We start from the raw sequence: 25,008 nt of genomic DNA, 5'->3' as shown, positions 1-25,008 counted from the left end.
TTAGACGTGTCCCATCGCATTTCGGTTGGCGTTGCGGATGTAGCAGAACCAGCAGACCGCCAGCATTACTGCATAGGCTCCGACGAATCCGTAGAAGGCCGGGGTGTAGGAACCGCTGGCCGTGTTGGAGGCGTTCAGGACCTGCGGGATGACGAAGCCGCCGTAGGCGCCGATGGCCGAGATCAGTCCGAGGGCCGATGACGCCAGCCGCTGGGTTTCAACAGTGCTGGCACCGGACTTCGCAGCCCGGCTGGACGTTGCGAAGATGATGGGGATCATCCGGTAGGTTGCGCCGTTGCCGAAGCCGCTGGCCGTGAAGAGCATCAGGAAGAGGACCAGGAACAGCCAGAAGTTCTTCAGCGGCAGGGTCCAGATCATGGTCAGGGTGATGACGGCCATGGCGGCGAATGCTGCCACGGTCATCCGGGCCCCGCCCATGCGGTCAGCCATGCGTCCGCCGTAGGGGCGGGCGAGTGAACCGACCAGCGGGCCGAGGAAGGCCAGCGAGAGTGCCACGGTGCCGACTCCGATGGAGGAGAACGCCGGGAAGTAGTCCTTGATGAGCTTGGGGAACACGCCGGCGAAGCCGATGAACGAACCGAAGGTGCCGATGTACAGCAGTGCCATGATCCACAGGTGCGGTTCCTTCAGTGCCGCGACCGAGCCGGCCACGTCACCCTTGGCACTGGTGAGGTTGTCCATGTACTTCCAGGCACCGAAGGCGGCGATCAGGATGAAGGGGATCCACATCCAGCCGGCCATCGGCAGGTTGACGCTGCCGACGGCGAGCAGGGTGATCGCAATCGGGACGGCGAGCTGCGCGACGGCAGCGCCCATGTTGCCGCCGGCGGCGTTCAGGCCAAGGGCCCAGCCCTTCTCCCGTGCCGGGTAGAAGAACGTGATGTTGGCCATGGAGCTGGCGAAGTTGCCGCCGCCGAAGCCAGCAAGTGCTGCCACGAGCAGCATGACACCGAACGGGGTTTCCGGATTGGAGACGCAAAGTCCCAGTCCGACGGCGGGAATCAGGAGCAGGAGCGCGGACACGATGGTCCAGTTCCGGCCGCCGAAGCGGGGAACCATAAAGGTGTAGGGGATCCGGAGGGTGGCGCCTACCAGGCTCGGCATGGAGATCAGCCAGAAGATTTCCGAGGTGGTGAACGTGAAGCCGGCTGCCGGCAGCTGGACCACCACGATGGACCAGAGCTGCCAGACCACAAAGCCGAGGAACTCGGCGAAGATGGACCAGTTCAGGTTGCGGCGGGCGATGGCCCGGCCGGCGGACTCCCACTGCTCTTTGTTCTCGGCGTTCCAGTTGGCGATCCAGCGGCCAGGGCGGAATTCAAGGGCGGGGGCGTCGGTTGTACGGGTGGAGGGCTGCGCGCTGGCGGATGAGGACACGCCTCCGTGCAGCGGGTCGGTGTCTATATCTACGGAATTGCCGGTGCCGGCATCTGCGTTGCGGTCAACAGTCACGGTGGACCTCCTCATGGGGGATGTTGTTCTTCCACGGTAGAGAACGCGCGTTTCGTGGACAGTCGCGGTATGTTAACGCGCTGTGACATTTGCCTATCGGCAGCCGGCCCGCAGCGTGAGGGAGTGTTAACGGACCGAAGGATGAGACATGTGCCACTAGTCCACATGATGGACCTTTTGTCCATTGACTGGACGGCTGGAACTAGTATCGAACTCTAACTACTGTGCGCCGGGTCTCACCAGGCCCGGCCGGTTCTCAGGAAAGTGTTCATATGTCATCTACGCAAACCACCGCGGAGCAAGGATCCCCCAAGGCGGTGAACTCACGCGGCCGCGTGATTGTGGCCAGCCTGATCGGCACCACCGTTGAGTTCTACGATTTCTACGTCTACGCCACCGCCGCCGTGCTGGTCTTCCCGGCGCTGTTCTTCCCCAACCAGAACGAGACCACCCAGCTGCTCAGCTCCTTCGCTGTCTTCGGGGTGGCCTTCGTGGCCCGCCCGCTGGGATCCATCGTCTTTGGCCACTTCGGCGACAAGTTCGGCCGCAAGGGCACCCTGGTGGCCTCGCTGCTGACCATGGGCATTGCCACCTTCCTGATCGGCTGCCTGCCCACTGCGCTGGTCCCGGGCTGGCAATTCTGGGCTCCGGCACTGCTCGTTGTTATGCGCTTCGCCCAGGGCCTCGCCCTCGGCGGCGAATGGAGCGGCGCGGCCCTGCTGGCCACCGAAAACGCCCCGGCCAACAAGCGCGCCATCTACGGCACGTTCCCGCAGCTCGGTGCACCCATCGGCTTCATCATCGCCAACGTGATCTTCCTGGTGGCCAGCTATACACTGACACCGGCCGACTTCCTGGCCTGGGGCTGGCGCGTGCCGTTCCTGCTCAGCGCCGTCATGGTGATCATCGGCCTGTACGTCCGCCTCAAGCTGATCGAAACGCCTGCCTTCACCAAGGTGCTCGAATCCAATGAGGTGGCCAAGCTGCCGCTGGCCCGGGTCTTCAAGACCAGCTGGCGTCCGCTCATCCTGGGCACGTTCATCATGCTCGCCACGTACGTGCTCTTCTACCTGATGACCACGTTCACGCTGACCTACGGCACCCGTGCCTCCAACGTGGATGCCGCCAGGGCTGCGGCCGAGAAGGCCGGCAAGCCGATGTCCGAGGCCGCCGCGGCAGCATTTGTTCCCGGCCTGGGCTTCACCCGCAACGACTTCCTCTGGATGCTGATTGCCGGCGTTGTCTTCTTCGGCATCTTCACCCTGGTTTCCGGACCGCTGGCGGAGAAATACGGCCGCCGCAAGATGCTGCTGTCCGTCACCGGCGGCATCTTCGTTTTCGGCCTCCTGTTCGTCCCGCTGTTCAGCGGCGGCTTCGTGGGCACCATGGCCCTGTTGGTCATCGGCTTCTCCCTGATGGGCCTCACGTTCGGCCCCATGGGTGCGCTGCTGCCGGAACTGTTCCCCACCAATGTGCGCTACACGGGATCCGCCGTCAGTTACAACGTGTCCAGCATCCTGGGTGCTGCCGTGGCTCCGTTCATCGCCGTCGCGCTCTGGGAGCTGGCCGACGGCAGCCCGGTCCTGGTGGGTGTCTACCTGACCGCGATGTCGGTGCTGACGCTGATTGCGCTGTTCGTGAGCAAGGAAACCCGCGACCTGGACTACGAGAACAACGTAGCCTGAGGCCCCGCCGTCGGGCGTTCCAGCCCGGTTGCTGACAGAAATGCCCGGCGTGTTCCCCGTTATTGCGGGGAGCGTGCCGGGCCTTGCTGTGTCCGGACGGGACCAACCGCGGAGGAACGCACGGCGGCGGCGCTCGCCACCCGTCCGCAGGCTCAGTTGGCGTAGCGGTCCACGAAGTTGCGGAGGATCTTCATGGGCTCGGTGGCGGTGTACGTCCGCGCGTCCGCCATGAGTTCCTCGGCGGACTCCGGCGGGAAGTAGCCGGCGTGGCGGTAGATGTCGATCCGGGTCACCAGGCCCTCCGCGTCCAGCTCAGGGTGGAACTGCGTGGCGTACAGGTTCTGCTTGATGCGGAACATGTGGACGGGGCAGGCCTGGGAGGATGCCAGCAGCACCGCGTGGGAGGGCAATCTGGTGCAAGCCTCCTTGTGCCCGGTGAAGGCGGTGAAACGCCGTGGCATCCCGTACAGGAGCGGATCCGTGAGCCCCGCCTCCGTCAGCTCGATTTCCACCCCGCCCAGCTGTTCGCCGAAGGTCCTGTCGATCAGGGCGCCCTGGTGCCTGCCCAGAGTCCCCACCCCGTAGCATGCGCCCAGGAATGGAAAGTCCTGGGCCACGATCCGGTCCAGCAGCCCGGCCAGTTCCCGCTCCACCCGGTGCTGGGTTTCGCTCTTGTGGTCTGCCGGATCGCTGGACGTGAAGGGACTGCCGCCCACAATCACCGCCGAGTAATCGTTCAGGTCCAGTTGCGGCAGGGGAGCGGCCTCAAGCCGGACACGCCTCAGCTGCGAAGGGGTCAGCCCGCCATACGTCAGGTACGCCTCATACTCTTCCTCGGCGGCGGCGTCTTCAGCCCGGGTGGCAAGGAGGAGGAAAGGCTTCACACGCTAAGTGTGCCTTTCGCCCCAGCTCAACGCCAGAGGACGCAGCGCCAGCCTGCGGTTGGCGCCGGAGCACAGCCCCGGCGCCGTAGGCACGACTGCTGTCAGTGGCTGGCAGGCTGCGCGAAGGATCGCCGGGACTGCGGCTGCGCGGCCGGGTCTGCGTGGCGGTGGACCAGCTTCCAGTAGCCTTCTTCGCGCCGGAAGATGCTGGTCACACGGAGCGCGAATTCCTCTGGCGCTGCGGCGCTCTCCAGCCGGGCACGGAAGTGTTCCGTTTCCACCAGGTAGGCCGTGTCGCGTGCGGTGTAGGACGTGATGGTGTCGAACCCGAGCATCTCGCCGTCCTGGAACTGCCGGGATGCCTGGTCCAGCCGGGCCTCCACCTGGGCCCAGCCACGTGCGATGCCGCCGAACGGGTTGGCCAGCGTGACGTCGTCGAGCCTGGAATACAGGTCCTTGACGGCACCGGGATTCCCGCGGGTGATTTCCGGAACCGCCAGGTGGTAGCGGTCTACTTCTTCTTCAAAACTGGGTGCGAGCATGGGGGCCTCCGGCAGGGTCTAGTCTTCGATCGTGGCGATGACGGCGCCGGCCGAAACCGTCTCACCGGCCACTGCGCTGAGTCCGGTGATGATGCCGGAACGGTGCGCGGTCAGGGGCTGTTCCATCTTCATCGCTTCGAGAACCACCACCAGGTCACCCTCGGACACAACGTCGCCGTTGGCCACGGCAACCTTGACGATGGTGCCCTGCATCGGGGAGGTCAGCGCGTCGCCGCCGGCGGCCGCAGCCGCTCCGCCTGAACGGAGGCGTTTCTTGGATTTGTTGGACTTCGCGCCGGCGGCGGGACCCACCCCGATCGAACCAAGGGAGGCCGGCAGGACAACCTCGAGGCGCTTGCCCCCCACTTCAACCACCACGCGCTGGCGTTCACCGGCGTCGCCACTGGCTTCAGCGGTTCCGTCCGGCGTCCAGGCGGGAATGTTGTTGACGAATTCGGTTTCAATCCAGCGGGTGTGGATGCTGAAAGGCCCTTCCGCGGGCGCAAAAGCCGGGTCCGAAACTACGGCGAGGTCGAACGGGATAACAGTGGGGATGCCCCCCACCACCATTTCCTCCAAGGCGCGCCGCGAACGCTGCAGGGCCTGGGCGCGGGTGGCGCCGGTGACGATCAGCTTGGAGAGCATCGAGTCGAAGTTGCCGCTGATGACATCGCCCTCCTCCACGCCGGAGTCGATCCGGATGCCGGGGCCTGTGGGGTTCTTCAGGGTGGTGATGGTGCCGGGGGCGGGCATGAAGTTGCGGCCCGGGTCCTCGCCGGTGATGCGGAATTCGAACGAGTGGCCGCGGACCTCGGGGTCGCCGTAGCCGAGCTCCTCGCCGCGCGCCAGCCGGAACTGTTCGCGGACCAGGTCGATCCCCGTGACCTCTTCGGAGACGCAGTGCTCCACCTGGAGGCGGGTGTTGACCTCGAGGAAGGATATGGTGCCGTCCTGGCCAACCAGGAACTCGCAGGTTCCGGCGCCGAGGTAACCGGCTTCCTTCAGGATCGCCTTGGAGGATTCGTAGAGGCGGCGGTTCTGCTCTTCGGTGAGGAACGGGGCAGGTGCTTCTTCAACGAGCTTCTGGTTGCGGCGCTGCAGCGAGCAGTCACGCGTGGAGATGACCACGACGTTGCCGTGGGCGTCCGCGAGGCACTGCGTTTCGACGTGGCGAGGGGCGTCCAGGAAGCGTTCGATGAAGCACTCGCCGCGGCCGAAGGCTGCAGTGGCCTCACGGACGGCAGACTCGAAGAGCTCCGGGATTTCTTCGCGGGTGCGGGCCACCTTGATGCCGCGGCCGCCGCCGCCGAAGGCTGCCTTAATGGCCACGGGCAGGCCGAACTTGTCCACGAACTCGAGGATTTCCTCGGCGGACTGCACAGGATCGGCGGTGCCGGGGACCTGGGGTGCGCCCACTTTCTCCGCGATGTGGCGGGCCTGCACCTTGTCGCCGAGGGCCGAGATGGCCTCGGGGGACGGGCCGATCCAGGTGATGCCGGCCGCGATGACCTTGGTGGCGAACTCGGCGTTTTCGGCGAGGAAGCCATAACCGGGATGGATGCCGTCGGCACCGGACTGGCGGGCAACGTCAATGATCTTGTCCATCACCAGGTAGGACTCCGCGGCGGTGTTGCCACCGAGGGAGTAGGCCTCGTCGGCCAGCCTGACATGGAGCGCGTCGCGGTCCGGATCAGCGTAGACAGCCACGGAGGCAATGCCCTCGTCGCGAGCCGCGCGGATGATGCGCACTGCGATTTCGCCTCGGTTTGCGATCAGCACCTTGGTGAGGTTCGATTGCACGGGACTAGCGGACTGCTCCAAATTTGCTGACAAGGCGTCTCCTTCTTTCCTTCAGGGAGCCTAGCGCGATTTTGTGGGTTCCGCCGATATTACTTGCGGTTTCCGCGTGTAAACGGGCGCAGCTTTGTAGGGAACCTACAATTGGTCGGAAAATCGCCGCAATTATTCGGCGGACCACAGGTCCGTGATGCGTACGTTTGCGTGCCCGAGGAGACCGCGCAGCGTGGAGACTGACAGCCCGACGACGGCGTGCGGGTCCCCGTCCACCTTCCGGATGAACGCCCCGCCCAGGCCGTCTATGGTGAAAGAGCCGGCGCAGTGCAGCGGTTCGCCCGTGGCGATGTACGCGTCGATCTCTTCCGGATCCATCTCCGTGAAGTGGACCTCGGCGGAGGCGACCGCCCCGAGCGTGGCGCCGGATCCCGGTGCCGGGCTGCCGCCGTCGGCCGCTGCGTCGGTGCCTATCTCGGCGGGCTCGTCATCGGCTGCCGTCGCGCGGCAGTCCACCAGCCAGTGCCCGGTGTGCAGGACACCGCTGTTGCCGCTCATCCGCAGCATCCGTTCGCGGGCGACGGCGGCCGTGTACGGTTTGCCGTGCGCCTCGCCGTCGAACTCGAAGACGGAGTCGCAGCCAATGACCAGCGCGCCCTCCGCTTCCGGCAACGCGGCTACCGCCTCGGCCTTGGCGCGGGCCAGCAGCAGCGCGGTATCGTGCGGATCCGTGACGCCGTAGCGCGCCTGGACCGCGTCCTCGTCCACGTCGGAGACCAGCACGGAGTGCCGGATACCGGCGTCGGCCAGGAGCTTGGTGCGGGCGGGGGACTGGGAGGCGAGGATGAGGCGGGTCACCGCTTTAGCCTAGTGGACGGGCTCGGTCAGCTTCTGCGGCTCGTTTTCGCGGCGTTCCAGCCGGGCGCCCTCCACGTCCACATCCGGGAGGATCCGGTCCAGCCATTTCGGCAGCCACCAGGTCTTCTCGCCGAGCAGGTACATCACAGCAGGGACGATGGTCATGCGGACCACAAACGCGTCCAGCAGCACACCGAACGCCATGGCGAAACCCAGCGGCCGGACCATGGTCAGGTGGCTGAAGATGAAGCCGGCGAACACACTGACCATGATGATCGCCGCGGCGGTCACCACGGCGCCGGCATGGCTGAAGCCGATGCGTACGGCCTTCTTGGCCGGCGCGCCATGCATATAGGACTCACGCATGCCGGACGCGATGAACACCTGGTAGTCCATCGCCAGGCCGAACAGCACACCGATCAGGATGATCGGCAGGAAGCTCAGCACCGCGCCGGGATTGGCGACGTCGAACACGCCGCCCAGCCAGCCCCACTGGTAGACGGCCACCACCAGGCCGAACGCGGCGGCCAGGGACAGCAGGAAACCGCCGGTTGCCAGGAGGGGAACCACGATGGAGCGGAATACCAGCAGCAGCAGGATGAGGGAAAGCCCGACGACGATCGCCAGGTACGGCGGCAGGGCGTCACCGAGTTTTGTGGAGACGTCGATGTTGCCGGCGGTCTGCCCGGTCAGGCCGATGGTGACCCCCGTTTCGGCCTGGATCTGGGTGCCGCGTTCGCGGAGTTCGCTCACCACCTGCACTGTGCCGGCCTTGGCGGGCCCCTCTGCCGGGATGACCTGGAACACGGCGGTGCGGCCGTCTTCACTCAGTGCCACGGGCACTGTTGCCACCACGTTGTCCACGCCCCGGATCAGGTCCGCGACGTCATACTGCAGTTCCTGGGCCTGGGCTTCGTCCAGGCCGGCTGGGAATTCACCCACCACCACAATGGGTCCGGTGACGCCTTCGCCGAAGCTGCGGGCGGTGACGTCATAGGCCTGGTAGGCCTCGGAGTCCACCGGTTCGGAGCCGCCGTCGGGCAGTGCCAACTGGAGCTGCGCGGCGGGCAGGGCCAGCGTTCCCAGCACGAGTACGCCGGCGACGAGCGCCACGACGGGGTGCCTGGTAACCAGGCCGCCCCAGCCCCGGGTGCTCTTTTCCTCATCTTTGGCCTCGTCGGCAACCTCGTGGCCGGCCTCGGCGTTGTGGGCCTCGGCCTTGGCCCAGGCCCGCCGGGAAATGATGCGCCGGCCGATCAGGGACAGCAGGGCCGGGGTCAGGGTGAGCGCCACCAGGACGGCCACCGCGACGGTGCCGGCAGCTGCCAGGCCCATCACGCTCAGGAACGGCAACCCGGGCACCACCAGGGCGGCCAGGGCGATGATGACCGTCAGGCCGGCAAAAAGCACGGCGTTGCCCGAGGTTCCGGTGGCGCGTGCCACGGATTCCTCGGGGTCCATGCCTGCCAGCAGCTGGGTCCGGTGCCGGTTGACGATGAACAGGGAGTAGTCAATGCCCACGGCGAGGCCAAGCATCAGCGCGAGCATGGGGGAGATGGAGCTCATCTCGAAGGCGCCGGACAGGGCGAACGTGATGCCCACGCCGACACCGACGCCGATGACGGCCATCAGCAGCGGCAGGCCCGCGGCAATGAGCGTCCCCAGCATCAGGATCAGGACCAGGGCCGCCACACCGATGCCGATGATTTCGGCCGTGCCGAAGAGTTCTGAAATGTCTTCGGTGATTTCCTTGCTGGCCAGCGCCGTCACGCCCACGGACGAAGTCTCATGCGCGATGTCCTGGACCTGCTGGCGCACCGCCGGGGTGAGGGCGTTGATGGAGGTGTTGAACTGCACCTGTGCCACGGCAGCCTGGCCGTCCGCCGAGACAAACCGGATCCCGCCGGATGCCTCCGCCTGCCGCTTGCCCAGATCGAGCTTGGCCTTGGCGTCCTCCCACTCCTGTGTGCCGGCGTCGAGCTGCGCCTGGGCCTGTGCCAGGGCGGCCATCTGCGCTCCGAGCTTGGCCTCGACCATGGCTGGGGTTGCGCCGCTGGCGGCGAGCTGCTGTTCCGCGTCGTTCAGCTGCGCGGAGCCGGCGGCGAGCTCGGCACGTGAGGCATCGAGGCGGGCCTTGCCCGCGGTGAGCTGCTGCTCGCCGTCGGCGATTTCATGCCCGGCCTGGTCCGGCTGGGCCTGCGTGTCGAACGGATCCACCGTGGCCTTGACGTCAGGCAGTTCCCCAAGCTTGGTGAGGGAGGCAGTGACGGCGGCGCGGCTTCCGTCAGTAAAGCCGCCTTCCGGGGCTTCAAAGACGATCGTGGCAGAGCCGCCCGACGCTGCCGGCAGTTCCTGCTTCAGCTTGTCCGCGATCCGCTGCGTCTCAGTGCCCGGAATCTGGAAGTTGTTGGACAGTGTGCCGTGGAAGGCGGCTGCTGAGCCGCCGACAGCCACGAGCGCCGCGAGCCAGAGCGAAATGACCAGCCAGCGGTGGCGGTAGGAGAACTTGCCGAGGCGGTAGAGCAGCAGGGCCATGTCAGAGCCGTTCTTTGTTGAGGTGGGTAGTGGCGGTTGTGGACGTCGCGGAGGGGCTGGCTGCCGGAACGGGGCTGCCGAAGCCGGAGCCGAGGTGGCCCATGGCGTCAATGAGCAGTTGCCGCAGGACAGCGAGTGATGCGGGGGAGAGATCGGCGCCGCATCGGGCGAACCACACGTCCATGGCCGCCTTCCCGCAGGAGATGACGGAGCCTGCGAGGGCGCGCAGGTACAGTTCGTCGACGACGGTGCCCGGGGTTCCGGCGAAGCGCTCCCGGGCCGCGGTGATGATCTCTTCGGTGCAGTGGTCCCACGCCTCAAGTTCGGACCGGGACAGGACCGCGTTGTCCTGGGTGAGGGTGAAGAGTTCAGCCAGGGGCGCCACCGTCATGGGGTCGGCCAGCTGCATCAGGGTAGCGCGCGCCGATTCGAGGATGGGCTCGTCGGCGGGCCGCTGCCGGAACTGCTGAAGGGCGTTGTCCAGGAACCCGTGCGTCATGGAGGCCAGCGCGGCCTCGGTGCTGCTGAAGTAGTTGAAGAAGGTGCGGCGCGAGATCCCGGCAGATTCGGCGATGTCTTCCACCGTGAAATTCCCGGGTCCCCGGGCGCGCAGCAGGGTCAAAGCGGCATCGGTGATGGCCTGGCGGGTGGCGGCTTTGTTCAGCTCACGGCGCGAGAGAAGTTCGGGCATGAAATTACACTACGTGCAAGTTTGCACGCCGCGCAAGTTGATTCACAGGAAGATGAAAGGTTCCGGACAGCTGAGCCTGAACCTGCCGCCGAAGACTGGAAGAGTCCCGTCTGGGACATCTTCACCAGCCGTCACCGGACGGCAGATCCAGGAGACAAGAATGGTACGCACAAAGAGAATTGCCCTTGGCCTCACGGCCACCGCGCTGGCCCTTGGCGCCGGGATCGGCGTCGCCGGCATGGCGTCCGCAACCACGACGCCGACGCCCACCCCCAGCGCCAGCTCAAGCGCCTCAGCCGACGGGAGCACCGGCACTGCCCCAGCTGAAGGGAAGGGCATGCGGGGCGGCCATGGCCACGGCGGATTCCGCGGCGTGGACGCAGCGGAACTTGCCACCAAGCTGGGCGTGGACGAGGCCAAGGTGACGGAGGCCCTGAAGGCCTACCGCGAGGCCAACAAGCCCACCACCCCGCCGGCCGAAGGAACCCGGCCTGACCCGGCCGCGAAGCAGGCCGAGCTCGCGAAGTCCCTCGCGGCGACGCTCGGCATCGACGAGGCCAAGGTCACGGCGGCGCTTGAAGAGCTGCGCACCGCCGAGCAGGCAGATCGCGCCGCGGCTCTGAAGACGCGCCTGGACCAGGCCGTCACCGACGGCAAGCTGACCCAGGCCGAGGCCGACGCCGTGACCAAGGCGGTCCAGAACGGAGTCATCGGAGGTGGCGGCCGCTAACAAGAGGCCGGGCTGAGCGAATCCCGGCACAGAATAAGGAGAAGTCCCCGGGAGCACTTCCCGGGGACTTCTCCTGTTTGCTGTTCGAGCTGTGGGTCAGGCCTTCGCGTCGGCCAGTTCGCGTCCGGCTTCCGGAGAGTCAGTACCTCCGGCGATGGCGGAAGGATCCGCGGCGGAGGAGTCGGCGTCGTCGTCCACAAACGGAGTGCCGTTGCGGGGTGCGTTGTAGAGCGCCTCGTCGAGCATGCCCTGCCGTTTGGCCACGATGGTGGGGACCAGTGCCTGGCCCGCGACGTTGACCGCGGTGCGGCCCATGTCCAGGATGGGATCGATCGCCAGCAGGAGTCCCACGCCGGCCAGGGGCAGCCCCAGCGTGGAGAGCGTCAGGGTGAGCATTACGACTGCGCCGGTGGTGCCGGCCGTTGCGGCGGAACCGAGGACCGAGACGAGGGCGATGAGCAGGTAGTGGCTGGCTTCCAGCTGGACGCCGAAGAACTGGGCCACAAAGATGGCGGAGATCGCGGGGTAGATCGCCGCGCAGCCGTCCATTTTCGTGGTGGCGCCCAGGGGTACGGCGAAGGAAGCGTAGGCGCGGGGAACACCCAGGCTGCGCTCGGTGACGCGCTGGGTCAGCGGCAGGGTTCCGATCGAGGAGCGGGACACAAACGCGAGCTGCACGGCGGGCCATACCCCGGAGAAGTACTGCTTCACGGACAGGCCGTGCGAGCGGATCAGCGTCGGGTAAACCACAAACAGCACCAGGGCCAGGCCCACGTAGATGGCGAAGGTGAACTTGCCGAGCGCGCCGATGGTGTCCCAGCCGTATACGGCCGCGGCGTTGCCGATCAGGCCCACAGTGCCGAGCGGGGCGATGCGGATGATCCACCAGAGGACCTTCTGGATGACGGCCAGCGCCGAAGCGTTGAGGTTCAGGAACGGCTCGGCAGCCTTGCCGACCTTGAGGGCGGCGACGCCGACGGCGATGGCAATCACCAGGATCTGGAGCACGTTGAAGCTGATGGAGGTGCTGACTGTGGTGGCCGCGGTGGCGCTTTCAGTCACGGTGGAGCTGGCACCGAGGCCGAGGAAATTCTTGGGGAACAGCCCGATCAGGAAGGACCACCAGTCACCGGACTTGCCGGCGTACTTGGCCTCCTGGGTGATGCCGGTGTTGGCGCCGGGCTGCAGGAGCACGCCGAGGCCGATGCCGATCACGACGGCGATCAGGGAGGTGATGGCGAACCACAGCAGGGTGTTCCAGGCCAGCTTGGCGGCGTTGGAGACTTGGCGCAGGTTCGAGATCGAGCTCACCACGGCGGTGAAGATCAGCGGAACCACCGCGGTCTGCAGCAGTGAAACGTAGCTGGAGCCGATGGTCTGCAGCGTGGCGCCGAGACCGTTGGGCTCTGCCTTGGTGCTGCCCGTGTACTTGGCCAGCAGGCCGAGGCCCAGGCCCACAATGAGGGCGGCGATGATCTGGAAACCGAACGAGCCGGCCCACTTGGGCAGCTGGAAGCCGGTCTTTCCTGCGGATTCGGGGGTGCGGGTTTGAGTGCTCACCAGAACACGCTAGGCCCGGGTTTCTTATCACGGCGAACAGATGTTGAGAAATGTTACGCTGCCCAATCGCGTTCAAAGCCCGGGAATCCCTCTAAATCCGCCGCCCTACAAGGCAATTGTGAAGTTATTCCCAGCCCGGATGTGGCAAGAGTCTCACCGAGGAGGGGATTTCGACAGGCTCAATCACCGGTGGGGGCCGCATCCGGCAGCGTGCGTCAGAGCGACGAAGGAGCAGCACGCCGAGGATGCGGGCCCCGCCGGGGCCACGAGAGACCTAAGAGAGCAGCGCCCGGCGGAGGGTATCGAGGCCTACGGAGCCGATGTTCAGCGCTCGCGTGTGGAAGGCCTTGAGGTCGAAGCCGGGCCGGGTTTCGAGGTCGGCCCGGATCTGTTCCCAGAGGCGCTGTCCCACTTTGTAGGACGGGGCCTGGCCGGGCCAGCCGAGGTAGCGGGTGAATTCGAATTTGAGCTGGCCTTCGCTGATGGGCAGGTTTTCCTTGAGGAAGTCGTAGCCCGCCTCCGGGGTCCATGTTCCGCTGCCCCAGCGTTCGGGGATCTCCAGTTCCAGGTGGACGCCGATGTCGAACACCACGCGGGCCGCCCGCATCCGCTGCATGTCCAGCATGCCCATGTGGTCGCCGGGATCGGCCAGGTAGCCGAGTTCCTGCATAAGCTTTTCGGCGTATAGGGCCCAGCCCTCGCCGTGGCCGGAGGTCCAGCAGATGTTGCGCCGCCACTTGTTCAGCAGTTCCCGCCGGTAGGTGGCGGTGGCCACCTGCATGTGGTGGCCGGGGACGCCTTCATGGAAGACCGTGGTGGTTTCGGCCCAGGTGGTAAAAGTGTCTTCGCCGGCGGGAACTGACCACCACATCCGGCCGGGACGGCTGAAGTCATCCGAGGGGCCCGTGTAGTAAATGCCACCCTCGTCGGTCGGGGCGATAAGGCATTCAAGCTTCTTCATCACGTCCGGGATCTCGAAGTGCACGCCGGCAAGCTCGGCAACTGCCTTGTCCGAGAGTTCCTGCATCCACGCCTTGAGGGTCTCCGTGCCCTTGAGCTGGCGGGCCGGGTCGTTGTTGAGGACGTCCTTGGCCTCCTCGATGCTGGCCCCTTGCTTGATGATGGACGCAACATTTTCCTGCTCGGCGATGAGCCGGTCGAGTTCCTGGACTCCCCATGCGTAGGTCTCTTCGAGGTCGACGGCGGCGCCCAGGAAGGAGCGCGAGGCCAGTGCGTAGCGTTCCCGGCCGACGGCGTCCTGCTGCGGCGCGGCAGGGAGCAGTTCCGTGCGGAGGAACTCCGCGAGCTCCCGGTAGGCACCCCGGGCAGCGGCAGCGCCGGCGTCGAGCGTTTCCTGCGTTTCGCCCGGCAGGGGACCGTCCGCAGTCCGGGCCTCGGCGGCGAGCTTGGCGAAGAAGCCGTCTTCGGCGGCGTATTTGGCGGTCTGCTCGATGACGATGGAGACCTGGCGTTCGGCCGCGACCTTGCCCGCGTCCCGGGCCTGGCGCAGTGATTCGATGTAGCCGCGGAGGGCGTCGGGGACATTCAGGGCGCGGCCGGCGATGTGCTCCCAGTGCTCAGCGGTGTCTGTGGGCATCAGGTCGAAAATGGCCCGGATGTCCTGTGCGGGGGAGGCGATGTTGTTCAGCTCCGCCACGTCCCAGCCGGACTCGTGGATTTCCAGCTGGAGGCCCAGCCGTTCCCGCATGGCGTCCAGGGTGACGGTATCGACGTCGTCCTGGGGCGCGAGGCCCTCCAGGGCAGCAAGGGCCTTGCGGGCTTCCGCTGCGAAACCAGCGATGCCGGCGGGGGAGTAATCCGGGTACTCGGTCTCATGCCCCGGCAGCCCCAACTCGGTGGCAAGCGACGGGTTCAGGCGGATAAGCGTGTCGGTATAGTCATCCGCCACGGCATCGATGGCGGAGTGCGGACGGGCGGCGGGGGCGGCTTCGGTAGTCACCCCACGAGCCTAACCCCGGCTCCGCCTCCAGGCGCCGGGACCCGGCGTCGGGGCGAGCCGCAGCTGCTGGCGGCGCACCCAGTCACGGGCGGTGGGCTTCCCGTCGGCCACGGCGTCCGCGCTGCCCAGGGAAAGCACGACGGCGGTCAGCGCCGCGAGTTCCTCGGCCGAGGGTTGCCCTTTGACCACAGAGAGCACGGGGGCATCGGCGGGCGCATTGGTTTCGACAGGCTCAACCAACGGGGCTCCGACCAGCGGATCTTTCGCGATCACAGCGGGATGTTCCCGTGCTTCTTGGTGGGCAGGCTCGCCCGCTTGTCGCGGAGGGCGCGGAGGCCCCTGATGATCTGGCCCCGGGTATCGGACGGTGCGATGACCGCGTCCACGTAGCCCAGCTGGGCGGCCTGGTAGGGGTTCAACAACTCTTCTTCGTACTGGCGGATGACCTCGGCGCGCCGGGCCTCAACGTCCCCGCCGGCCTCCGCAACGGCGGCCAGGTCGCGGCGGTACAGGATGTTGACGGCGCCCTGGGCACCCATCACGCCGATCTGCGCCGTGGGCCACGCCAGGTTCAGGTCCGCGCCGAGCTTCTTGGAGCCCATCACGATGTACGCGCCGCCGTAAGCCTTGCGGGTGATGACCGTCAGCTTGGGGACGGTGGCTTCGGCGTAGGCGTACAGCAGCTTGGCGCCGCGGCGGATGATGCCTTGGAACTCCTGGTCCTTGCCGGGCAGGAAGCCGGGCACATCCACCAGGGTGATGATGGGGACGTTGAAGGCGTCGCAGTTCCGGACGAAGCGGGCGGCCTTCTCCGAGGCTGCAATGTCCAGCGTGCCGGCGAACTGCAGCGGCTGGTTGGCCACGATCCCCACGGTGTGTCCCTCAACCCTGCCGTAGCCGATGATGACGTTGGGGGCATACAGGGACTGCATCTCCAGGAAGTGTGCGTCGTCAACGATCTGTTCGATGACTGTGCGCATGTCGTACGGCTGGTTGGCAGAGTCGGGGACGAGCGTGTCCAGGGCGAGGTCGTCGTCGTTGATCTCCAGCTCTTGCTGGTGCTCCAGCACCGGGGCCTCGGCGAGGTTGTTGGACGGCAGGAAGTCCAGCAGCTCGCGGACGAAATCGATGGCATCGGCTTCGTCGGAGGCGAGGTACGTGGAGGTGCCTGTGTTGGCATTGTGCTGGCGGGCGCCGCCGAGGGTTTCCATGTCCACGTCTTCGCCCGTGACGGTCTTGATGACGTCCGGCCCCGTGATGAACATGTGCGAGGTCTTGTCCACCATCACCACGTAGTCCGTGAGGGCGGGGGAGTAGGCCGCGCCGCCGGCTGACGGTCCCATGATGAGCGAGATCTGCGGGACGACGCCGGAAGCGTGGACGTTATTGCGGAAGATGTCGGCAAACATGGCAAGGGAGGCCACACCTTCCTGGATGCGGGCACCGCCGCCGTCGAGGATGCCCACTACGGGGCAGCCGTTGCGCAGGGCGAATTCCTGGACCTTGACGATCTTCTCGCCGTTGACCTGGCTCAACGATCCGCCGTAGACCGAGAAGTCCTGGCTGTAGACGGCAACGGGACGCCCGTCCACGGTGCCGTAGCCCGAGACCAGCCCGTCGCCGAGCGGCTTCTTCTTTTCCATGCCGAAGGCGGTGGAGCGGTGCACCGCCAGCGCGTCAAGCTCCACAAACGAGCCTTCGTCCAGCAGCAGGTCCACGCGCTCGCGGGCAGTGTTCTTGCCGCGTGCGTGCTGCTTCTCGATGGCTTCGGGGCCGGAGGGTTGTTCTGCACGGGCCTGGCGGTCGCGGAAATCGGCGATCTTTCCCGCTGTCGTTGTCAGATCGTGGCTCATCAAGTGTCTCCGGCTCTGTAGCAGATTGGTGCTGTAACAATGTGGTGCAGCGTGCGGTGGTAACTGGCAGGTCAGGTGCGGGATTTAAGTAGATTCCACACAAAAGACGAACCCTGCTGGCTAGTCTAATGACGCATCTGTGTGGGACGACTGTAGAAAACCTACAATTTTCCGCACTTTCCAGCGGTCAGCCCTATGTTACTCACCAGTAACATACCTCGGCTACAGTGGAGCCATGACTTCCAGCAACGACGCACGGTCCACTGCCGCAACGCCGTACCAGGCCGCCGGGTCCCTTCGGGGCCGCACCATTCTGATGTCCGGCGGCAGCCGCGGCATCGGGCTGGCCATTGCCACCCGGGCGGCACAGGACGGTGCCAATATTGTCCTGATGGCCAAGACCGGCCAGCCCCACGCCAAGCTGGCAGGCACCGTCTTCAGCGCCGCCGAGCAGGTGGAGGCCGCCGGGGGCCACGCCCTGGCAATCGTCGGTGATGTGCGCAGCGACGAAGACGTCGCAGGAGCCGTGGCGGCCGCCGTCGAACGCTTCGGCGGGATCGACATCGTGCTCAACAATGCATCCGCGATCGATCTCTCCACCACCGACGACGTGGACATGAAACGCTACGACCTGATGCAGGACATCAATGTCCGCGGCACGTTCCTGCTGTCCAAGCTGTCACTGCCCGCCCTGCGCAAATCGGCCCACGCACACATCCTGACGCTGTCGCCGCCCCTGAACCTTGACTCCCACTGGGCAGGCAGGCACCTGGCCTACACCATGGCCAAATACGGGATGAGCCTCACCACGCTGGGCCTTGCCGAAGAACTCAAGGCCGACGGAATCAACGTCAACTCGCTCTGGCCGTGCACCCTCATCGATACCGCGGCCATCCGGAACATGCCCGGCGGCCAGGAGATCGTCCAGGCCGCGCGCGGACCACAGATCATGGCCGACGCAGCCCACGCCGTCCTGACCGGCGGCAATCTGGCCGGCGCCGGTGCACCCAGCGGCAACTTCTACACGGACGAACAGGTGCTCCGCGCGGCGGGTGTCACCGACTTCCGTCCGTACAGCCTCGGGGCCGCGGAGGATCGCCTGGTTCCGGACATATTCCTCTGAGCTGCGGGTTCCAGTCATGTGGCTGTGGGAACAGCCAGCGGCGGCGCCTGAGTCGATAGGATTCAACCATGGATGACTCACACACCCCAGGAAATCCGTTGGATCGTGGAGCCTTGGCGGACCAGGATTTCCTGGCGGCCACCGGCATCGCCAAGGTGGTGGTGGTGGACTCCACCGGTTCCACCAACGCGGACCTCCTGCGCTCGGTGACGGTTGAGCCAAAGGAGTGGCCGGACCTGTCGGTGTTGACAGCCGAGTACCAGACCGCTGCCCGCGGACGCCTGGACCGGCGGTGGGAAGCGCCGCCGCTGAGCTCCGTGTCGGTGTCCCTGGTCCTGCGGCCCGCCAATGCCGAGGGCAGGCCCCTGCCCACGCACACGTATTCGTGGCTATCACTGCTGGGCGCGCTGGCGCTGCGGCAGACGCTTCTTGAGACCGCGGGCCTTCCGGCCGAGCTCAAGTGGCCCAATGATGTCCTGGTCCGTGGCCGCAAGATCGCGGGGATCCTGGCCCAGCTGGGGCCCATGGGGGACGGTTCTGTTCCTCCGGTCATTTTGGGGACCGGCCTGAACGTGACTTTGACCGCGTCGGAACTCCCGGTGCCCACAGCGACGTCGGTTGCCCTGGAAGAACCGCTGACTGTTGATCGGACCGTGCTGCTCAAGAGCTACCTCGCCCATTTCGCCGTGCTCTACCGCAGCTTCTGCAATGCCGACGGCGACCCCGCCGCCGGGATTGCCGGCGGCCCTTCGCTCCACAAACGGGTGGAGTCCGCCATGGCGACGCTGGGCAAGCAAGTGCGCGCGCAGCTGCCCGGTGACCACGAGATCATCGGGCACGCTTCGAGGCTGGACGAGTACGGCTCACTGCTGGTGGTGGATAAGGATCGCCGCGAGCATGTGGTCACCGCCGGCGATGTTGTCCACCTGCGCCCGTGGACCCCGCCAGGCCAGGGCGCTGAAAGCGGCTATGCGTAAAGGCCTCGTGCCGGGCGAGCAGGTCATTACGATCACCCGCCCGCAGCCGAGGAAGCTGGTCGGCCCGGCCGCAGCCTTTATTGCCGCACCGGCCGCTGCAGCTTTTGCCAGTGCCTGGACCGTGCGGGGCGAGGCTACCCGGCTGGTGCCGGTGGCTTCCGCTGACTGGACACCCTGGATCGTCCTTGCATGCGTCTTGGCCGCTGCGTGGATATGGTTGGCATATTGCCTGCCTCGGCTCCTGCGGTGGCAGGCAACCCGGTACATCCTCACGAGCCGGCGGATTATTGCCCGCTATGGCATGGTGCGGCGCCGGGACGAGCAGGTCAACCTCGCGTCGATCCGCAACGTGACGGTCCACCAGTCGGTGCTGCAGCGCATATTGCGCTCCGGGAATATATCCTTGGAAACCGGGTACCAAGGTGTGGTGAACATCCAGGACGTCCCGGAAGCAGTGCGGTTCCGGGACTTCGTGCTGGATGCGATTGACGAACTGCCTGTGGGCGGGGACCCGGGGACTGATGAGATATCGGATTACACAGACGAAGTGCTGCCGTGGGAGTTGAGAGAAGGTGGAGACGATGAACGATGAGGACCAGCGGGACGAAGCGGACCTGCCGGCTCCCGCCGTGCCCGAAGCCGCCCACCCGGCGACAGGCACACTCTCTCCGGAACGAGTGGCTGCCAAGGCTCTCGAGGCCCGGCTGTTGGGCGGCGAACGGAAGCTGCGGCGCCGTGAGGTGGCCGCCGGCGCAGGGCTGTCCCTCCTTTCTGCCCGTAAGCTGTGGCGTGCCCTCGGCTTCCCGAACTTCGGCGACGAAGACGTCGCCTTCACCGAACGGGATCAGGCTGCGCTGTCCACCGTGGTTGATCTGGTCCGCACCGGGGTGCTGACCGAAGAGGCCGCCATCTCCGTGACCCGGTCCATCGGACAGATGACAGACCGCATGGTGGTCTGGCAGATCGAGGCCCTGGTGGAGGACATGGTCCACGAGCAGGGCGTCACCGACGCTGTGGCCCGCAAGCGCCTGGTGAAGGAACTGCCCTCCCTGCTGGACGCGCTGGAGGAGATGCTGGTCTATTCGTGGCGGCGGCAGCTCAATGCCGGCGTGCAACGCCTGGCCGTGCGCGCCGAGGCCGGCCTGCAGGCCAGCGAAGAAGGCCGCGACGGGGACGAAGACGACGCCCCGCTGCCGCTGGCCCGCGCTGTCGGCTTTGCTGACCTGGTTTCGTATACGAGTCTCTCCCGCCGGATGAATGAAAAGACCCTCGCCCGGCTGGTCCAGCGCTTTGAGAACAAATGCGCCGAGATCATTTCCGTTGGCGGCGGGCGGCTGGTCAAGACCGTAGGCGACGAAGTCCTGTATATCGCGGAAACGCCGGCTGCCGGTGCCGAGATCTCGCTGGCCCTGGCACAGGCGTTCACCGAAGACGAGATCCTGCCGGAAGCGCGGGTGGCGATGGTCTGGGGCAGGATCCTGTCCCGGCTCGGGGACATCTACGGCCCCACAGTCAACCTCGCCGCCCGGCTTACCACGTTGGCGGATCCGGGAACGGTCCTGATCGACTCCATGACTGCTTCCGCGCTGGACCAGGACAAGCGCTTCATTCTCGTTCCGCAGCCTGCTGAAAATGTCCGCGGGTTCGGCGAAATCCATCCCGTGCTTCTGGCACGCGGTCAAGGAAAAGGCCTGGTCCTCGACTAGCCGTTTACCGTCCCCGGCCGCGACCTGCGGGTTTATCCAGTTGTTGGCGTATCACGCTATAGTCGACCGTGGCGGCGGCCTGTCCCGCAGCGCTAGGGGGGCGCTCCCCATCGCGGCCGCAGCCATGCTTCGGTAGGCTGACGCGGGGAACAGAGAGCCCGGTATCGGGTCTTTGGGGGGCCGCACTGGGGGCCGCGACACAATTGAGGGATTAGTAACGCTGTGACATCACTGCTGGGGAAATTCGGTCTCAAGAAGCGCCACAACAAGATCGTTACTGGCCACTGCTTCCCGTGCTGGGGCTTTTCGTCACGGGCATAGCTTTCAGCACCAACGCTGCCTTCCTCACCGTGGAGCGCGGCATCGATCTCACCGTCATTGCGATTGCCTGGGCCACCTTCCGCCGTGACGCGCTGCGGCGCAGCGACACGCGAAAAGTCTCAGTCAACCGTCCGCAGACCGATGCGGCCACAGCCCAGCGGGCCAAGCTCCGCCGGCTGGGCACGGCCGCTGCCGTGATCGCCGCAAACGTCGCCATTACCGCGGTGGCGGCGCCCCTGGTCACCGCCAGCGGTGACCGCAAGGTCCTGCGCAACGTGGTGGTTCCGCCGTTCGATCCCAAGGACTACGTCACGCCCCTGGCAAGCTTCCGGACGTTCGTCAAGGACAAGAAAGACGACACCCTGTTCGTGGTCAAAGGACTGCCCCGGGACGGCCGTGTCCGGCTGGGGGCTTTGGATGCCTTCAACGGCGCCAACTACAACATGGATCCCAACGGCTCCGGCAGCTTCAGCAAGGTGGGCGACACCGAATCCATCAACACCCTGGCCGACACCTCCGGCATCGTCCCCTCAAATGACTACTCCATCGACATCACCATCGAGGATTACCAGGGCTACTCCCGGGAGGCCGGAAGACCACCGGCCTGAGCTTTGACCAGAGCGCCTCCGCCGCGGCGTCGGGCCTGTACTTCAACGCAGGCACAGACACGGCCGTGACCACGCAGGGCCTGTCCAAGGGCGATTCCTACAGCGTCCAGGTGTCCGATCCCGTAAAGCTCGAACACGGTCAGTTGACACAGTACGACTTCGCGAAGATTACGCTGCCGGACGCCGTCGAGGTCCCGCCGGTGGTGGGGTCACAGGCCAACGACCTCTCGGCCGATGCGCCCACCGCGATTGACCGGGTCCGCCAGATCGAGGCGCATTTCCAAAAGACGGGCGCCTTCAGCAACGGCCTGGTGGCTGACGGCCAGCTGCCCAGCGTTTCCGGACACAGCTCGTCGCGGATCAGGAACCTGCTGACCGCCAAGCAGATGCTCGGCGACGACGAGCAGTATGCCGTGTCCATGTCGCTGATGCTCCGCCACCTGGGCATCCCGTCACGCGTCGTCATGGGCTTCTACCTCGAGCCGACCAGCCCCGAGAACGGCGCCGGCGAGGTAAAGGTCACGGGCAAGGACGTCCACGCCTGGGTTGAGGTGGCCTTCGACCGGGTGGGCTGGGTCAGCTTCGACCCCACACCGCCCAAGGACAACGTCCCCATCCCGCCGGACGCCGACGAGAAGAAAAACAATCCGTGGCTCTTCTGGGGTGCCCTGCTCGGGGCCCTGGGCATTGCCCTGATCCCGCTGTCCATCCTTGCCCTGCCGCTGCTGCTGATCGCGCTCCTTAAATCACGACGCCGGAAGGCCCGCCTCACGGAGGGGCACCCGGCCCAGCGTGTGGGCGGCGGTTGGAACGAGGTGGTGAGCCTCGCCTCGGATTTGGGCGCCGGCATCGACACCCGTGCAACCCGGCGCGAAAGCGCAGTGGTGCTTGCTGACTCGTTCCCGGCCACCGGGCAGACCCCCACCATGCTGGCGCACCGTGCGGATGCCTCCATCTTCGGCGCCGGCCAGCCCAGCGAGGAGGAGGTCCGGGAATACTGGACCATCGTGGACGGCTCGCTGAAGGAGATGGCCGGGACTTTGGGGTTCTGGCGCCGCCAGCAGGCCCGCTTCTCGCCCCGGTCGCTGCTGGCTGATGGCCGCAACGCCCTTAAGCTGCGCGGTACCAGGCTCGGGCTGGGCCCGCTGGTGCGTCCGTCCGGCCAGGGTTCCCCCGGATGGCGGTCCGCCACCGGTAGGGTGGGGACCGGCCCGGACGGTGCCGGAACCCCGAATCCGGCAGTTCAGGACAGCGGATCCGGGACGGCGGCGGCGGCTTCCGAGCCTGATGAGTCCACCGTTATGCGGAACGCTGGCAGGAAGAACCCCACTGACTCATGATGAACGAGGCCGAGCGCTGCCAGCAGTGCCAGCAACTGATCCGGGGCGGCGCCACGTTCTGTCCGGCGTGCGGTGCTCCGCTGCCCAACAGGGCGGCACGCAGCGGACGCAACGTGGACCATGCACAGCGGGCCATGAAGGAGCGTGCGGCGGCGCACGCCAGCCAGAATCCCGGTACTATCCCGGTAGTACAAACGGCTCCAGGGGGAGGAACGGGAATGGCAGCCAATCTTGAGCTTGTTCCGGCCACGGCGGGGAAACGGCTCGGCGCAGCAGTGCTCGACTGGCTGGCCCCCATCGCGGTCCTGGTGGTGACTTTCGCCATCGGATTCGCGGGAATCACCCGCACCCAAAGCGGCGGCTTCATCATCTATGACACCGGTTCGCTGGTGCTGTTCGGCAGCATCGGCCTGGGACTGACGCTGGTCTACCTGGCGGTCCTGGTGGGCATGGAAGGCCGGTCCGGGAAGACCCTCGGCAACCACGTCATGGGCATCCGCAGCGCTGACAAGGATGGTTACGCCCCCGGCGCCGGGGGAGTGTTCCTGCGCGGCCTCATCACCGGCGCGGGCATCATCCTGGCGCTCCTGGCCGCCGTGGCCATCGTCATTTTCAAATGGTTCGATGTGGCTGTCTTCATCCTCGGACCGCTGCTTTTGGTCGGCGCGGTGTGGGCCGTGCTGGTGGTGGTTTCCAACACCTGGGACCGCAACGGCGGGCTCCGCGGCTGGCATGACACCGTGGCCAAAACGCTGGTGTTCGACGTCAAGGACGGCCGGAACCCCATCACGTCCGGCGGCATCCAGGGCCCGTACAGTTTCGCGCCCCTGGACCTCCCGCCTGTCCAGCAGGTCGCGTCGCCTGTGGCCGGGGCCGCAAAGCCGCCCCAGGTTGTGTCCGCCCAACAGCCGCCGGTCCAACAACCCGTGCAGCCGTACGCCCCGCAGCCGTACACGGCTCAACCGTCAGCCGCGCCGCCGTCGTTCGCACCCCAGCCGGACGCGCCGCCGTCGTCCACTCCTTTCCAGCCGCATGTCCCGTACGCGGCCCCTGCCGTTCCCGCGCCGGGCGCCCAGTTCCATCCCGATGACGACCTCGACCGCACGCAGATGCGCGGCGGCGCAACGAATGCGGCGCCCGTCGCCGTGCTGCGGTTAAAGCTCGACGACGGCCGGGACTTCCGTCTCGACCGCAACGTCCTGTTGGGCAGGAACCCCCTTGGCCAGGCGGGGGAGCAGCAGGCCCAGCTCCTGGCGGTCAGTGATCCCGGCCGCTCGATCTCCAAGACGCACCTCCACCTGCTGACCGACGGTGCCGGCATTTGGGTGACGGACCGGAACTCCACCAACGGCAGCGCCGTCACAACACCGGACGGACGGCGCACCCCACTGCAGCCGGGCGTGCCCGCTTTTGTCAGCCCGGGATCCACTGTCCACTTTGGTGACCGTTCCTTCCACCTAGGACAAGCATGAACTCACAGCCCGCCAGTGACCCAGCTGACGCAGACCACGGAACCGGCCTCAGCCTGAGTTACGGCTACGGAACGGACCGCGGGCTGCGCCGGGAATTGAACGAGGATTCCTTCATCGCCTCCGACCCCGTCTTCGCCGTGGCAGACGGCATGGGCGGACACGAAGCCGGCGAGATTGCCAGCGGCATGTGTGTGCGCGCCCTGGCTGCCATGCCGCAGCTCGCTACCGGGGAGCGCAGCATCACGGCGGCAGTGCTCCAGCAATATCTGCTCCGCGCCGACAGTTCCATCCGGGAGGTGACAGGTGCCCGCGCCGGGACCACGCTCACCGGAGCCGTTGTGGTGGAACAGATGGGCATGCCGTACTGGCTGGTCATGAACATCGGGGATTCCCGCACGTACCGGCTGAGCCAGGGGCACTTCGAGCAGGTCAGCGTGGACCATTCGGAGGTCCAGGAACTCGTGGATGCCGGTGAAATCACGCCTGAGCAGGCCACCGTCCATCCCCGCCGCCACGTTGTCACGAGGGCGCTGGGCACGGGGGACGAGACCGAGGCTGATTACTGGCTCCTGCCCGTGGAGGAAGGCGACCGGATCATGGTCTGCTCGGACGGGCTCAACGCAGAGCTGACGGATGAGCACATGTTCCGGATCCTTAGCACCGTGGGCCATCCGCAGGACGCGGTGGATGCCCTGATCCAGGCCGCGCTCCGCAACGGCGGAAGGGATAACGTCACCGTCATTGTGGTGGACGCCAGGAACGTGATGAACGACGGCGGCATCGCCACCACGGCGCCCCGCCCCTCCGCTGATGCCGCGGAAGAGGTCACCCTGCCCCGGGGGCGGATTGTTGACGCCAGCCGGCCGGCCGGCCGGGACGACGGAAGAGGGGAACACTGA

Annotated in this window: 19 protein-coding genes and 1 pseudogene; 9 read left to right on the top strand and 11 right to left on the bottom strand. The window is 66.4% G+C overall.

Annotated features, from left to right (window positions below; all coding sequences use genetic code 11):
* Complete coding sequence (locus tag NG697_RS04645) at positions 1–1,473, bottom strand: MFS transporter (protein ID WP_252601118.1); 1,473 nt, start codon at positions 1,471–1,473, stop codon at positions 1–3.
* 272 nt (positions 1,474–1,745) lie between these two features.
* Here NG697_RS04645 and NG697_RS04640 point away from each other — a divergent pair, with 272 nt between their 5' ends.
* Complete coding sequence (locus NG697_RS04640) at positions 1,746–3,158, top strand: MFS transporter (RefSeq protein ID WP_252601121.1); 1,413 nt, start codon at positions 1,746–1,748, stop codon at positions 3,156–3,158.
* A 152-nt stretch (positions 3,159–3,310) separates the two neighbouring features.
* On the opposite strand, the gene NG697_RS04635 is transcribed toward NG697_RS04640, so the two are convergent.
* The 6 genes from NG697_RS04635 to NG697_RS04610 form a co-directional block, all read right to left on the bottom strand.
* Positions 3,311–4,042 carry a glutamine amidotransferase gene (locus tag NG697_RS04635; RefSeq protein ID WP_252601124.1) on the bottom strand — a complete coding sequence of 244 codons (732 nt, stop codon included), beginning with the start codon at positions 4,040–4,042 and terminating at the stop codon, positions 3,311–3,313.
* Positions 4,043–4,143: 101 nt separating this feature from the next.
* Positions 4,144–4,584, bottom strand: coding sequence for a YybH family protein (locus NG697_RS04630; protein WP_058929593.1), 441 nt, complete (start codon positions 4,582–4,584; stop codon positions 4,144–4,146).
* An 18-nt stretch (positions 4,585–4,602) separates the two neighbouring features.
* Positions 4,603–6,417 carry an acetyl/propionyl/methylcrotonyl-CoA carboxylase subunit alpha gene (locus NG697_RS04625; protein ID WP_252613700.1) on the bottom strand — a complete coding sequence of 605 codons (1,815 nt, stop codon included), beginning with the start codon at positions 6,415–6,417 and terminating at the stop codon, positions 4,603–4,605.
* Between the two features lie 129 nt (positions 6,418–6,546).
* On the bottom strand, positions 6,547–7,233 hold the full coding sequence (locus tag NG697_RS04620; protein WP_252601128.1) for a Maf family protein: 687 nt from the start codon (positions 7,231–7,233) through the stop codon (positions 6,547–6,549).
* A gap of 9 nt (positions 7,234–7,242) precedes the next feature.
* Positions 7,243–9,768 carry an MMPL family transporter gene (locus tag NG697_RS04615; RefSeq protein ID WP_252613699.1) on the bottom strand — a complete coding sequence of 842 codons (2,526 nt, stop codon included), beginning with the start codon at positions 9,766–9,768 and terminating at the stop codon, positions 7,243–7,245.
* Position 9,769: 1 nt separating this feature from the next.
* Positions 9,770–10,459 carry a TetR/AcrR family transcriptional regulator gene (locus NG697_RS04610; protein WP_252613698.1) on the bottom strand — a complete coding sequence of 230 codons (690 nt, stop codon included), beginning with the start codon at positions 10,457–10,459 and terminating at the stop codon, positions 9,770–9,772.
* Between the two features lie 160 nt (positions 10,460–10,619).
* Between NG697_RS04610 and NG697_RS04605 the strand changes: the two genes are divergently transcribed.
* On the top strand, positions 10,620–11,189 hold the full coding sequence (locus NG697_RS04605; protein ID WP_252613697.1) for a hypothetical protein: 570 nt from the start codon (positions 10,620–10,622) through the stop codon (positions 11,187–11,189).
* A gap of 96 nt (positions 11,190–11,285) precedes the next feature.
* Here NG697_RS04605 and NG697_RS04600 read toward each other — a convergent pair whose 3' ends face one another.
* The 4 genes from NG697_RS04600 to NG697_RS04585 form a co-directional block, all read right to left on the bottom strand.
* Positions 11,286–12,749, bottom strand: a complete 1,464-nt coding sequence (locus NG697_RS04600; protein ID WP_252613696.1) for a dicarboxylate/amino acid:cation symporter — start codon at positions 12,747–12,749, stop codon at positions 11,286–11,288.
* Between the two features lie 274 nt (positions 12,750–13,023).
* A complete protein-coding gene (locus tag NG697_RS04595) occupies positions 13,024–14,709 on the bottom strand; it encodes a DUF885 domain-containing protein (protein WP_252613695.1) in 1,686 nt (561 codons plus the stop codon).
* A 9-nt stretch (positions 14,710–14,718) separates the two neighbouring features.
* Positions 14,719–14,982 carry an acyl-CoA carboxylase subunit epsilon gene (locus tag NG697_RS04590; protein ID WP_252566216.1) on the bottom strand — a complete coding sequence of 88 codons (264 nt, stop codon included), beginning with the start codon at positions 14,980–14,982 and terminating at the stop codon, positions 14,719–14,721.
* On the bottom strand, positions 14,979–16,562 hold the full coding sequence (locus NG697_RS04585; protein ID WP_252601138.1) for an acyl-CoA carboxylase subunit beta: 1,584 nt from the start codon (positions 16,560–16,562) through the stop codon (positions 14,979–14,981). The genes NG697_RS04590 and NG697_RS04585 overlap by 4 nt, the downstream gene beginning before the upstream one ends.
* Positions 16,563–16,797: 235 nt before the next feature.
* Between NG697_RS04585 and NG697_RS04580 the strand changes: the two genes are divergently transcribed.
* The 7 genes and pseudogenes from NG697_RS04580 (at position 16,798) to NG697_RS04550 (ending at position 25,008) form a co-directional block, all read left to right on the top strand.
* Positions 16,798–17,685 carry an SDR family oxidoreductase gene (locus NG697_RS04580; RefSeq protein WP_252613694.1) on the top strand — a complete coding sequence of 296 codons (888 nt, stop codon included), beginning with the start codon at positions 16,798–16,800 and terminating at the stop codon, positions 17,683–17,685.
* Between the two features lie 68 nt (positions 17,686–17,753).
* Positions 17,754–18,662 carry a biotin--[acetyl-CoA-carboxylase] ligase gene (locus NG697_RS04575; RefSeq protein ID WP_141139922.1) on the top strand — a complete coding sequence of 303 codons (909 nt, stop codon included), beginning with the start codon at positions 17,754–17,756 and terminating at the stop codon, positions 18,660–18,662.
* Positions 18,655–19,254 carry a PH domain-containing protein gene (locus tag NG697_RS04570; protein ID WP_252601142.1) on the top strand — a complete coding sequence of 200 codons (600 nt, stop codon included), beginning with the start codon at positions 18,655–18,657 and terminating at the stop codon, positions 19,252–19,254. Before NG697_RS04575 ends, NG697_RS04570 begins: the two co-directional genes overlap by 8 nt.
* Positions 19,244–20,368 (top strand): adenylate/guanylate cyclase domain-containing protein, encoded by a 1,125-nt coding sequence (locus tag NG697_RS04565; RefSeq protein ID WP_252601144.1) that lies wholly within the window; start codon positions 19,244–19,246, stop codon positions 20,366–20,368. The genes NG697_RS04570 and NG697_RS04565 overlap by 11 nt, the downstream gene beginning before the upstream one ends.
* 275 nt (positions 20,369–20,643) lie before the next feature.
* Positions 20,644–22,637, top strand: a pseudogene (locus tag NG697_RS04560) (transglutaminase-like domain-containing protein); the annotation flags it as partial.
* A complete protein-coding gene (locus NG697_RS04555; protein WP_509908553.1) occupies positions 22,634–24,109 on the top strand; it encodes an RDD family protein in 1,476 nt (491 codons plus the stop codon). The pseudogene NG697_RS04560 and the gene NG697_RS04555, both read left to right, overlap by 4 nt.
* Positions 24,106–25,008 (top strand): PP2C family protein-serine/threonine phosphatase, encoded by a 903-nt coding sequence (locus NG697_RS04550; RefSeq protein ID WP_252599952.1) that lies wholly within the window; start codon positions 24,106–24,108, stop codon positions 25,006–25,008. Before NG697_RS04555 ends, NG697_RS04550 begins: the two co-directional genes overlap by 4 nt.

The organism is Pseudarthrobacter raffinosi (genome assembly GCF_023913835.1).
In the GTDB taxonomy this organism is placed as follows: Bacteria; Actinomycetota; Actinomycetes; order Actinomycetales; family Micrococcaceae; genus Arthrobacter; species Arthrobacter raffinosi.
This window is presented reverse-complemented; position numbering and strand designations above follow the sequence as displayed.